This is a genomic window from Mycolicibacter senuensis, assembly GCF_003284925.1.
Classification (GTDB): Bacteria; Actinomycetota; Actinomycetes; order Mycobacteriales; family Mycobacteriaceae; genus Mycobacterium; species Mycobacterium algericum_A.
In genome coordinates, this window is sequence record NZ_QMEX01000113.1 from 1 (window position 1) to 11,677 (window position 11,677).

Here is an 11,677-nt window from a genome sequence, read left to right on the forward strand (position 1 = left end):
CCGCCGTCGGTCACCATGCCGGCCTACATGTACATGGTCGGCGGCCTGGACATGGGTGCCCGACGCGCATCAGGAACCAGTGCCCGCAAGAAGCCGGTGCCCAAGCCGGACAGCGTGGACGTCCCCGCAGCCGAGGCGGCCGAGCAGACCGCACCCCGGCGGCGGCGGCGCAAGCCGACGGCCGACATGTTGGGCCGCGGCCATGAGTACATGGACCTCGAACCCGAGCCTGCGCTGGTGGCGGCCTCGGATCGGGGTGCGGCACAAGGCTTCGCCGGCGGGTCGCGCCGGGTGGCGGGCGCCCGCCCGGCCGGGCTGACCTCGCTGGCCGACGACGGATTCGGCGGCGGCGCGGTCAGCCCGATGGTCCCCAATACCTGGCCGGGCGAGGAGTCTTAACCGCCGGGTCGGATGCGGCGGTCCAGCTTCGGCTCTCCTTCGTCGGGCCTTGCTAACCGCTGGGTCTGATGCGGCGGTCCAGCTTCGGCTCTCCTTCGTCGAGCCTTGCTAACCGCCGCAGCGGATCCGAGCCCCGCTGCGGTCCAACGGGTCCGGGCCCAACCCCAGGTACTTCTCGCGCAGCTTGTCCCACAGTTCCAGCTGGCCCCACTCGGGCTCCTCGCGGATCTGCTGGTCGTTGGTGAGGAACGGGTTGGGCAGCATCAGCGTCATCATCTGCTCGTCGCGGCCGTTGTAGAGTCGCACGCCCCACGACATCGGGTTGCCGTCCTTGCCGATCCGGCGATACAGCTCGGCGCGGGTGCACCGGCGGATCCGGCCCAGCTCCGAGCCGCTGGCCCGGTGCTTGCCGATGCACAGGTGAAAGTGCCAGCGGCCGAAATCAACGGTGGCGTAGCCGTCGAGCATCGCGATCTTGCGCGGGGCATTCGGTGCGGCCACCTCCCAGGCGGCACCCTGCATGATGATGCCGAACCAGATCTCGTCCCAGTACTCGTCGAAGCACAGGTGCAGGAGATCCAGCAGGCTCTGCTGATCGGTGGGCAGCGGCCACAGCTGTTCGCGGCCACGGTCTTCGGTGTCGACGATCGGGGGATCGGCGACGATCTCGGTGGTGGTTTCGGTCATCTGAATCCCTTCCTATCGGGTGTGCGAATCTCGGGCTTACGAGTGAGTGCGCAGTCGATGCACAGCCCGCCGCCGGGCGTGCGGTAGAACAGGCAGCAGGTGGCGCGCCGGTAGTCGGTGCCTGAGTCGTTGAAACAGATTGTGTCGCTGAGCCGTTCGTCCTCGCACACCGTTCGTGCGAGCTCCCAGCACGGTTCGGCCGCCAGCTGTGCACCGTGATGGCGGTGCAGCGCACGGGCGGCGCCCAACACGGCCGAGGCGGCGTTGCCGTACAGCAGTTTCTCCGAGATCGAACCGAGCCGTCGCACCGCGGCGGCCAGCGGTGTCAGGTGCCTGCTCAGGACCATGTCGGCGAGCCGAGACGCCGGGTCCGGCCCCTGCCAGGCCACCGGATTCGCCAGGTGCAGCCGTATCGTGCCCTCGGACTCGGAGTACCAGAGCTCATCGGGGTCAAGGTCCAACAGCAGGCCGTGCTCGGCGATCCCGCCCAGCCCGATCGACCACAGCCGCGCCGCGAAGCCCAGGAAGAACGTCGAGGCGGACACCCGAAAATCGGATGCTCCGATCCGGTCTCGCACGGTGCCCACCACGCCGGCGAGCAGCTGTTCGTCGGCATAGAGCTGCGTCACCGGTCGCCAGCCGCCGCCTTCGACCGGCCCGGTGGACACGCCGAAATACGGGCTGACGTCCGCGAGTTCGGCCAACGCGGAGACCACCCGGTCGGCCGGCGTGCAGCGGTGTGGGCCGGCGGGCAGAGCGCGCAGCCGTTGCGGCAGGTCGCGCATCGCGGTGCGCGTGGTCGACGTTGCGCAGCGCAGCGTGACCGCGCCGGGATCGGTTGCGGTGACGAGAAGTTCACAGTTCTCGCCTGGCTCGGCGCTGTCCCAGCCCTCCCGCGACAGCACCCGCAGCAGCGCGGTGCGCAACGGTTCGTCGGCGTCGATGCGGGCGGAGCGGCGCTCACCGGCTGCGGTGTCGAACGCGAACATGCCGCTGGCCGCGTCGAAACGCAGTGTGTCAGTGTCGAACAACGCCCCGATTCGGCCGGACAGCATCAGCTCCTCGCCGACGGTATCCACCAACGTGCCCGCCGGATCCAGCAGCCACACCCGGTCGGCCACCCGCAGCGCCAATTCCAGGTCGTGGGTGCTCAGCACCACCGCCAACTGCTGGTCGCGGGCCAGCTTGCGCAGCAGCCCGAACAGCCCGGCCCGCGACGAGACGTCCAGGAACGCGGTCGGCTCGTCGAGGATCAGCAGGCCGGGCTGCTGCGCCAGCGCACGCGCGGTCAGCACGCGCTGGCATTCACCGTCGGACAACTCCACGGCCGGCCGCGACGCCAGATGCTGGGCACCGGTCGCGGCCAGCGCCCAGTCGATGATCTCTTCGTCGGCGGGACGCAGCCGAGACCCCAACCCCAGATGCGGGATACGGCCCAGCCCCACCAGCGCCCGCGCCGACAGCAGACCCGGGTCGATCCGCTCGGTCAACACCACCGCGACGCGGCGGGCCAGTTCGTCGCGGGGCAGGCCGGTCAGGTCGGCGCCGTCCAGCAGCACCCGGCCGCCGAGTGCGGGCTGCAATCCGGCCAGGGTGCGGATCAAGGTGGACTTGCCGGCGCCGTTGGGGCCGATCAGCACGGTCAGCTCGCCGCGGCGGGCCTGCGCGCTCAAGCCGGTGGCCACCGTCGTCGAGCGGCGACGGTGCCGGTAGCCGATCGCCAGGCCGGCCAACTCGACGGCGGCGGGGACCATGCGGCGGTCCCAGCTTCGGCTCTCCTCCGTCGAGCCTCGCTGAACCGCCGGGACCATGCGGCGGTCCCAGCTTCGGCTCTCCTCCGTCGAGCCTCGCTGAACCGCCGGGATCATGCGGGCCGTCATGATGGCATCCCCGATCCGCGGCGGGCCCGCAGTAGCACGGTGATCACCACCGGCGCTCCGACCAGCGCGGTCACCGCGTTGATCGGGATGACCAGATCGCTGCCCGGGACCTGGCTGACGATGCCGCACGCCAGCGCGGCGACCGCACCCAGCAACATCACCGTCGGCAGCACCAGCCGATGATCGGAGGTGCCCACGGCGATGCGGGCCACGTGCGGAACCACCAGCCCGAGGAAGCCGATCGGCCCGCAGAACGCAGTCGTCACCCCCGCCAGCAATGATGCCGAGGCGACCGTGACGATGCGGGCGCGGTGCACGTTGATGCCCATGGTCGCCGCGTAACTCTCCCCGAGCAGCAGGGCGTTGAGCGGCCGGATCGTCATCGCCGCGGTGATCAGCCCGACGGCCACCAGCGGCAGCAGCAGCCGCAGGTCGGCCCAGCCGGTCGCGGCGAAACTGCCCAAGCCCCACAGCAGGTACTGCTGCACCCGTTGCGGGTCGGAGTACACCAGCGCCAGGCTCACCAGCGCGGTGCTGGCCGCTCCGATCATTACCCCGATCAGCAGCAGCGTCGCCGCCGACCGGGTCCAGCGCGACAACACCAGCACCAGCGTCAACATCGCCGCCGCGCCGAGTGCCGCGGCGAGCACCTCCCCGGCGCGGCTGCCGCCGGTGGTGCGAAAGCCGGCGCCGGCGGCACCGCCGGCCAGCACCACCAGCGCCACACCCAGGCTGGCCCCGGAGCTGACCCCGAGGATGTAGGGGTCGGCCAGGGTGTTGCGGAACAGCGTCTGCAGTTGCAGGCCGGCGACCCCGAGGGCGGATCCGGCGGCCAGCGCGGTGAGCACCCGCGGCAGCCGCATGTTGGCCACGATCACCTGCCAGCGCGGATCGGATGCGTCGGCGCCGAACAGCACCCGCACGGTGTCGGCCAGCGGTACCCGCACCGGCCCCAACGCCAGCCCCAGCAGCGCCAGCACCAGCACCGCGGCGATCAGCCCGGCCAGCACCAGCGTGGCGCGCCCCGGCCGCACCGCGGCGGCCGTCATCGCGGCACCTGCCGGTAGAACTCGAAGTCGTGGCCGCGATCGGCCAGCTCGGGATGCAGGATGGCGACCAGGTCGCCGAGCAGCAGATCCGGTCGCGCGGTGCCGCGTTCCCAGTACAAGTTGCCCCCACCGGGTCCGATCGCCTTGGTCGCCGACCACACCTGGCCGGTGCGGACCGCGGCGAGTTCGCGGTAGCGGCTGTCGCGTGCCACCGCGTCATCGACGGTTGCCCAGTCGTCGGTGACCAGCCACACCGGTGCGTCTGCCGCGCGGGTGTAGACCGATTCGAAATTCAGCTGCCGGCTCTCGGCGCCGTCGTCGGCGAGCCACGGGTAGCTGCCGCCGGCGTCGGCTACCAGCCGCCCGGAGTAACTGGCGCCGGTGGGCATGGACCAGTGGCCCGAGTACATGGTGCCGAGGAGCACCTCGGTGGGCGCGGCCGCCGAGGCCTGCGCCGCCAGCGCCCGGTAGCGCTGGCGGATGCCCTGGTAGACCTGCCCGGCCCGGCGTTCGGCGCCGGTCAGCGCGGCGAACATCTTGATCCACTCGGCGCGGCCCAGTGGGGTGGCCTCCAGCCATTCGGCGTCGGCGACCACCGGCAGGCCGGCTTCACGCAGCTTGGGGTAGCCGGCGTCGTCCATGCCCTGGGTGACCAGCACGTCGGGGCCGGCGTGCAGCACGCTTTCGATGTTGACCTGCCCGCCGGGTGCGTAGCCGACGGTCGCACCGGCGTCGATGCGCTCGCGGAGCTGCGGGTCGGCGACCGCGGCCGGGCTCGCCACCCCGGTCACCACGTCGGCCTTGTCGAGTTCGGTGATCATCGCCAGATGGGTCGTCGAGCCCGAATACAGACTGCGCACCGGAACGGTGATGCGTTGGGCGGCAGCCAGTTCGCCGCTCAGTGCCGGGGCCGGCGCCCCGCAGCGCACCAGCACATAGGACACCGGTGTGCCGCCGAGGTAGGGGCGGTGCACCGTCAGGATCTGGTAGCTGCGGTGGTATTCGATGGTGAAGTTGGTGGCCTCGGACAGCGTCGACTTGTCGGGAAAGTAGTCGGCGTGTGGATCGAAGTCGGTAATGCAGTCCTGCCGCCCGTCGGCGGTGCGGGGGGCGTGCTCGGCCGAGCAGCCGGCCAGCGACAGGGCCAGCGCGGTGGCCAGCACGGGAACTACCCGCAGCGCACGGAACATGGGCGTGCATCAGCTTCCTCGGGGTACACCGCCCCGGTTCGCAGGACGCGATGACGTGAGTCTCCTGGCTCTCGGATCACTGCTCGCCTCGCCTTCCAGTCCCACACGTGGCGGACCGTGGCCGATGAGGGTCACTCCCCGATGACAGTGGCGGGACCGCGCCGGATTCGCACCGGCTTCCTCACTGTGTTGCCATCGCCTTACCGGCGACATTCTTGCATGCCGTGCTGGGCTAGGCTGGCCGCCGTCTCGTGGCGTCAGGAACCCGGTGTAATTCCGGCGGTCCAGCGAGGCTCGACGGAGGTGGCCCGAAGGGGCGGCGGAGGCGAGCCGGCACTGGGACCGCCGAATGATTCCGGGGCGGTTCCGCCACTGTGAGCGGCGCGGTTCGTGGTGCGCCGTCAGCCAGATACTGGCCGCGGGACACCCGACCGAATGGGGCGCGAACCCCGAGGAGGAACCCCGATGTCTGATGCCCGGCGCATCGCCTTGCTGTCCACGTCCGACACCGACCTGCTGTCGGCCCGCGCCAGCGGAGCGGCCTACAACCTGGGCAACCCGGCGCGCCAGGACATCGAACCGGTGCTCGACGGGGCGGATGTCGTGGTGCTGCGGATCCTGGGGTCGTCCGCGGAGATCGACGCCGAGCTGACGCTGCTGCGCGCCACGGGTCTGCCGGTGGTGGTGCTCGGCGGCGAGCGATCACCCAACGCCGAGCTGATGGAGTGCTCGACGGTCCCGATCGGGCTGGCGGCGCAGGCGCACGCCTACCTCGCCGAGGGCGGGCCGGCGAATCTGGCGCAGCTGCACGCGTTCCTGTGTGACACGGTGTTGCTGACCGGCGAGGGCTTCGACGAGCCGTCGGTGATCCCGGAATGGGGATACGGGTCTCGCGAGCCGAATGAGGCGCCCGATGCGGTACGGGTCGGGGTGCTGTACTACCGGGCCCACGAAGTCAGCGGCAACGCCGGGTTCGCCCACGCGCTGGCCGACGCCATCGACGCCACCGGCCGGGCGGTCGGGGTGCCGATCTTCGCCGCGTCGCTACGCAACGCCCCAGACGAGCTGTTCGAGGCGCTCGGCACCCTGGATGCGGTGGTGGTCTGCATGCTGGCGGCCGGCGGCGCGATGAACGCCACCGCGACCGTGGGTGCCGGCGACGACGACGGCGCCTGGGACATCGAACAGGTCGCCGCACTGGATATTCCGGTGTTTCAGGGCTTGTGCCTGGCGTCGTCGCGGGCGGACTGGGCGGTCAACGACGACGGCGTCACCCCGCTGGATTCGGCCACCCAGATCGCCATCCCGGAGTTCGACGGCCGGATCATCACGGTGCCGTTCTCCTTCAAGGAGATCGACGACGACGGGCTGCCGCACTACGCCGCCGACCCCGAACGCTGTGCCCGGGTCGCGGGTGTGGTGGTCAACCACGCTGTGCTGCGCCGTATCCCGAACGCCGACAAGAAGCTGGCGCTGGTGCTCTCGGCGTACCCCACCAAGCACTCCCGGGTCGGCAACGCGGTCGGGCTGGACACCCCGGCCTCGGCGGTGCGGTTGCTGCACCGGCTGGCCGACGCCGGCTACGACGTCGGCGACGGTTTCGGGGTGCTCGACATCGCTGACGAGACGCAGGCGGGGGATCGGTTGATCCACAACCTGATCGAGGCCGGTGGCCAGGACGAGGACTGGCTGTCCGCCGCGCAGCTGACCGAGGCCCAGGTACGGGTTACCGCGCAGCAGTACGCGCAGTGGACCGCCGAGCTGCCCGACGAGCTACGCGACTCGATGACCGCGGCGTGGGGCCCGGCCCCGGGCACCCTGTTCGTCAACGATGCCGGCGAGATCGTGCTGGCCGCATTGCGATCCGGCAACGTCGTGCTGATGATCCAGCCGCCGCGCGGCTTCGGGGAGAACCCGGTGGCCATCTACCACGACCCGGAGCTGCCGCCGAGCCACCACTACCTGGCCGCATACCGTTGGCTGGCACACGGTTTCGGGGCGCACGCGGTGATCCACCTGGGCAAGCACGGCTCGATGGAATGGCTGCCCGGCAAGACCGCGGCGCTGTCGGCGAGCTGCGCCACCGACGCCATGATCGCCGACCTGCCGCTGATCTACCCGTTCCTGGTCAACGATCCCGGCGAGGGCGCGCAAGCCAAACGGCGCGCGCACGCCACCATCGTCGACCACCTGATCCCGCCGATGGCGCGCGCGGAGTCCTACGGCGACATCGCCCGGCTGGAGCAGCTGCTCGACGAGTACGGCAACATCGCCACCATGGATCCCGGCAAGCTGCCGGCGATCCGCGGCGAGATCTGGAACCTGATGCGCGCCGCGGAGATGCACCGCGATCTGGGCCTGGACGAGCGGCCCGAGGACGAGCAGTTCGACGACTTCTTGCTGCACGTCGACGGCTGGCTCTGCGAGATCAAGGACGCCCAGATCCGCGACGGACTGCACGTGCTCGGCGGCGCCCCGGCCGGAGCCGAGCGCATCAACCTGGTGCTGGCGATCCTGCGCGCCCCGCAGGTGTGGGGCGGGGTGGACCACGCGGTGCCGGGGCTGCGGGCCGCGTTGGGTTTGAAGGAAGACGCTGCTGCCGCCGTCGTCGACGAGATCGAGGACCGTGCCCGGGAACTGGTCGAGGCCATGGAGGCCGCCGGCTGGGACGCCCGCGTCGCCGACACGCTGCACCCCGACCCGGAGGTGTGCCGGGTGCTGAGATTCGCTGCCACCGAAGTGGTTCCGCGGCTGGCCGGCACCGCAGCCGAGCTGGACTCGGTGCTGCATGCGCTGGCAGGTGGATTCGTGCGGCCGGGACCGTCCGGATCACCGCTGCGCGGTCTGGTCAACGTGCTGCCCACCGGCCGCAACTTCTACACCGTCGACCCGCGGGCGGTGCCGTCCCGGCTGGCGTGGCAGACCGGGCAGGCGATGGCGGACTCGCTGGTGCGGCGCTACCTCGACGACACCGGCCGCTATCCGGAGTCGGTGGGGCTGTCGGTGTGGGGGACCTCCGCGATGCGCACGTCCGGCGACGACGTCGCCGAGGTGCTGGCCCTACTCGGGGTGCGACCCGACTGGGATGAGGCCTCCCGGCGGGTAGCGGGACTGGAGGTCATCTCCCTGGAGGAGTTGGGGCGTCCACGCATCGATGTGACGGTGCGCATCTCGGGATTCTTCCGGGACGCGTTCCCGCACGTGGTGACGATGCTCGACGATGCCGTGCAACTGGTGGCGACGCTCGACGAGCCAGCCGAGTCGAACTTCGTGGCCGCCCACGCCCGCGCCGACCTGGCGGAGCACGGCGACCTGCGCCGGGCCACCACCCGCGTCTTCGGTTCCGCGCCCGGCTCGTACGGGGCCGGCATCCTGCAGCTGATCGAGTCCGGAACCTGGCGCGACGACAAGGATCTGGCTGAGGTCTACACCGCCTGGGGCGGGTTTGCCTACGGCCGCGGACTGGACGGCTGTGCGGCCGCGGATGACATGCGCACCAACTACCGCCGGATCAAAGTTGCTGCCAAGAACATCGACACCCGCGAGCACGACATCGCCGACTCCGATGACTACTTCGTCTACCACGGCGGCATGATCGCGACGGTGCGAGCGCTGACCGGCACGGATCCGAAAGCCTATGTGGGCGACTCGACGTCGACGGATGCGGTGCGCACCCGCACGCTGGCCGAGGAGACCGCCCGGGTGTTTCGGGCCCGGGTGGTCAACCCGCGCTGGATCTCCGCGATGCGCCGGCACGGCTACAAGGGCGCCTTCGAACTGGCCGCCACCGTGGACTACCTGTTCGGTTTCGACGCCACCGCCGGGGTGGTGCACGACTGGATGTATGAGAAGCTCGCAGCGGAATACGTGCTGGATCCGCAGACCCGCGAGTTCCTCGACAAGTCCAACCCGTGGGCGCTGCAGGGCATCGTGGAGCGACTCCAGGAGGCCGCCGACCGGGGCCTGTGGGCCGACCCCGATCCGCAGACCATGGCGGCGCTGCAGCAGGCCTACCTGGACGTCGAAGGGGATTTGGAGGACCGGTAATGGCGCTGCAGGTCTGGATCCTCGGTGTCGGCATGGGCCCCCAGCACGTCACGGCCGAGGCCGCCGAGGTGCTGCGCAGCGTCGACTACGTGTTGGCCGCAGCCAAGGGATCCGAGGACGGCCTGCTGGCGCTGCGCCGCGCGATAGTGGACGCCTACGCCCCCGCAGTCCCGGTGGTCACCGTCGCCGACCCGCCCCGCGACCGCTCACCGGAGTTGACCGGCCCCGGGTATACCCGCGCCGTCGCCGACTGGCATGCCGCCCGAGCGGCGCGCTACGCCGAGGTGCTGCGGGCCCACGGCGGCACCGCGGCATTTCTGGTGTGGGGTGACCCCTCGCTGTACGATTCGACGATCCGCATCGTGGAGCGAATGAAAACCCTTGGCGTAGAACTGGAGTACCAGGTACTGCCAGGTATCAGCGCCCCGCAGCTGCTGGCCGCCCGACACCGCATGGTGCTGCACGAGGTGGGCAGGCCGGTGCACATCACCACCGGGCGGCGGCTTTGGGAGGCCGTGGGCGCCGGTCAGGACAACATCGTCGCGATGCTCAACCCCGACGGGCTGGATCTTTCCGCGCTGGCCGACTGGACGATCTGGTGGGGCGCCAACCTCGGTGCCGCGGGGGAGCGGTTGGTGCACGGCCGGGTCGGCGACGTCGCAGGGCAGCTCGTCGACGCCCGCCGCGCAGCCCGCGCCGAGGCCGGCTGGGTGATGGACATCTTCCTGGTGCGCAGGCCCTGATGGCGGGGCTGCTGATCGCCGGAACCACCAGCGACGCCGGCAAAACCGTGGTGAGCACCGGGCTGTGCCGGGCGCTGACACGCCGCGGGATAAGAGTGGCTCCCTACAAGGCGCAGAACATGTCGAACAACTCGATGGTGTGCGTGGGGGCCGACGGGATCGCGACGGAGATCGGCCGGGCGCAATGGGTTCAGGCGCTGGCCGCGCGCGCGGTCCCCGAGCCGGCGATGAACCCGGTGTTGCTCAAACCCGGCAGCGACCAGCGCAGCCACGTGGTGCTCATGGGCCGGCCCTGGGGGGAGGTCTCATCGTCGGACTGGCGGGAGGGGCGCCGGGCGTTGGCCGACGCCGCCCACGGGGCCTATGACGATCTGGCGGCCCGCTACGACGTGATCATCGCCGAGGGCGCCGGCAGCCCGGCCGAGATCAACTTGCGGGACAGCGATTTCGTGAACATGGGGCTGGCCCGCCACGCCGATCTGCCGACGGTGGTTGTCGGAGACATCGACCGGGGCGGGGTGTTCGCGGGGTTCTTCGGCACCGTCGCGTTGCTCGATGCGGAGGATCAGGCGCTGATCACCGGGTTTATCGTGAACAAGTTCCGCGGGGACGCCGGGCTGCTGCAACCGGGGTTGCGGGAATTGGAGCGCCGCACCGGGCGCCGGGTCTTTGGCACGCTGCCGTGGCATCCCGAGCTGTGGCTGGATTCCGAGGACGCCCTGGAGCTGGACGGCAGACGCTCGGCGCGTACCGGGGCGCGACGGGTGGCGGTGATACGGCTGCCGCGGATCAGCAATTTCACCGATTTGGACGCACTCGGCCTGGAACCCGACCTGGACGTGGTATTCGCTTCGGACCCGCGCGCGCTGTCCGATGCCGACTTGGTGGTGCTGCCGGGGACCCGCGCCACGGCGTCCGATCTGGGTTGGCTGCGCTCGCGCGGACTGGATGACGCGATCGTCGCGCACGCCGCGGCGGGCAAGCCGGTGCTGGGGATCTGCGGGGGTTTTCAGATGCTGGGCCGGTCGATCCGCGACCCGGAGGGGATCGAGGGCGCACCGGGCCAGGTGACCGGCCTGGGTCTGCTGGACGTCGAAACCTGTTTCGGTGCAGACAAAGTGCTGCGGCTGTCCGACGGTGGATACGAGATACACCACGGCCGGATCAGCCGGGGCGAGCGGGTGCAGGACTTTCTCGGCGGCGTGCGTGCCGGTCGAGTGTTCGGCACCATGCGGCACGGAAGTTTCGAAAGGGACGCGCTGCGCGCCGAATTTCTCGCCGAAAGCCTCGGGATGAAACCCTCCGGGGTGTCGTTTCCGGGCGCCCGCGAACGCCGGCTCGACTTGCTGGCTGATCTGGTCGAGCAGCACCTGGATGTCGATGCCCTGCTGGAGTTGACGCGCGGCGGGCCGCCACCGGGTCTGTCGTTCTTGGCGGCGGGGGGACCGTGACGCGACTGTTGCTGCTCGGCGGGACCGCCGAAGCCCGAGCCCTGGCTGACCGATTGGTGCGCGCCGGCGTGGACGTCACCACCTCCCTGGCCGGCCGGGTGGCCAACCCGCGGCTGCCGGTCGGGGCGGTGCGTATCGGCGGATTCGGCGGAATCGACGGGCTGCGTGCGGTATTGGCCGACTACGACGCCGTCGTCGACGCCACGCACCCGTTCGCCACCACCATGTCCC

The 11,677-nt window shown here is 70.7% G+C and carries 9 protein-coding genes and 1 riboswitch; of the genes, 5 read left to right on the top strand and 4 right to left on the bottom strand.

Features of this window, described 5'->3' with window-relative positions; translation table 11 throughout:
* Positions 1-399, top strand: a 399-nt coding sequence (locus DQP56_RS18860; protein ID WP_234825727.1) for a PPW family C-terminal domain-containing PPE protein, incomplete at its 5' end; no start/stop codon positions are given.
* 108 nt (positions 400-507) lie between these two features.
* Here DQP56_RS18860 and DQP56_RS18865 read toward each other — a convergent pair.
* The 4 genes from DQP56_RS18865 to DQP56_RS18885 form a co-directional block, all read right to left on the bottom strand.
* Positions 508-1,086: a DUF7676 family protein gene (locus tag DQP56_RS18865; RefSeq protein WP_112688001.1), complete on the bottom strand. Its 579-nt coding sequence runs from the start codon at positions 1,084-1,086 to the stop codon at positions 508-510.
* Positions 1,083-2,840 carry an ATP-binding cassette domain-containing protein gene (locus DQP56_RS18870; protein WP_112688004.1) on the bottom strand — a complete coding sequence of 586 codons (1,758 nt, stop codon included), beginning with the start codon at positions 2,838-2,840 and terminating at the stop codon, positions 1,083-1,085. The genes DQP56_RS18865 and DQP56_RS18870 overlap by 4 nt, the downstream gene beginning before the upstream one ends.
* Before the next feature lie 122 nt (positions 2,841-2,962).
* Positions 2,963-4,015 carry a FecCD family ABC transporter permease gene (locus DQP56_RS18880; protein WP_112688007.1) on the bottom strand — a complete coding sequence of 351 codons (1,053 nt, stop codon included), beginning with the start codon at positions 4,013-4,015 and terminating at the stop codon, positions 2,963-2,965.
* Positions 4,012-5,205 (bottom strand): ABC transporter substrate-binding protein, encoded by a 1,194-nt coding sequence (locus DQP56_RS18885; protein WP_112688010.1) that lies wholly within the window; start codon positions 5,203-5,205, stop codon positions 4,012-4,014. Before DQP56_RS18885 ends, DQP56_RS18880 begins: the two co-directional genes overlap by 4 nt.
* Positions 5,206-5,242: 37 nt before the next feature.
* A riboswitch (cobalamin riboswitch) is annotated at positions 5,243-5,435 on the bottom strand.
* Positions 5,436-5,670: 235 nt separating this feature from the next.
* Here DQP56_RS18885 and cobN point away from each other — a divergent pair.
* The 4 genes from cobN to DQP56_RS18905 form a co-directional block, all read left to right on the top strand.
* Positions 5,671-9,252, top strand: a complete 3,582-nt coding sequence (gene cobN / locus DQP56_RS18890) for a cobaltochelatase subunit CobN (protein WP_112688014.1) — start codon at positions 5,671-5,673, stop codon at positions 9,250-9,252.
* A complete protein-coding gene (gene cobF, locus DQP56_RS18895) occupies positions 9,252-9,995 on the top strand; it encodes a precorrin-6A synthase (deacetylating) (protein ID WP_205868919.1) in 744 nt (247 codons plus the stop codon). The genes cobN and cobF overlap by 1 nt, the downstream gene beginning before the upstream one ends.
* Entirely contained in the window at positions 9,995-11,446 is a 1,452-nt protein-coding gene (locus tag DQP56_RS18900; RefSeq protein WP_112688017.1) for a cobyric acid synthase, read from the top strand. Before cobF ends, DQP56_RS18900 begins: the two co-directional genes overlap by 1 nt.
* On the top strand, positions 11,443-11,677 hold a 235-nt coding region (locus DQP56_RS18905; RefSeq protein ID WP_205868920.1), incomplete at its 3' end, for a precorrin-6A/cobalt-precorrin-6A reductase. The genes DQP56_RS18900 and DQP56_RS18905, both read left to right, overlap by 4 nt.

Coding starts and splice junctions, on each gene's coding strand:
- DQP56_RS18900 (WP_112688017.1), top strand. CDS start 9,995: ATGGCGGGGCTGCTGATCGCCGGAACCACCAGCGACGCCGGCAAAACC.
- DQP56_RS18885 (WP_112688010.1), bottom strand. CDS start 5,205: ATGTTCCGTGCGCTGCGGGTAGTTCCCGTGCTGGCCACCGCGCTGGCC.
- DQP56_RS18870 (WP_112688004.1), bottom strand. CDS start 2,840: ATGGTCCCCGCCGCCGTCGAGTTGGCCGGCCTGGCGATCGGCTACCGG.
- cobF (WP_205868919.1), top strand. CDS start 9,252: ATGGCGCTGCAGGTCTGGATCCTCGGTGTCGGCATGGGCCCCCAGCAC.
- cobN (WP_112688014.1), top strand. CDS start 5,671: ATGTCTGATGCCCGGCGCATCGCCTTGCTGTCCACGTCCGACACCGAC.
- DQP56_RS18865 (WP_112688001.1), bottom strand. CDS start 1,086: ATGACCGAAACCACCACCGAGATCGTCGCCGATCCCCCGATCGTCGAC.
- DQP56_RS18880 (WP_112688007.1), bottom strand. CDS start 4,015: ATGACGGCCGCCGCGGTGCGGCCGGGGCGCGCCACGCTGGTGCTGGCC.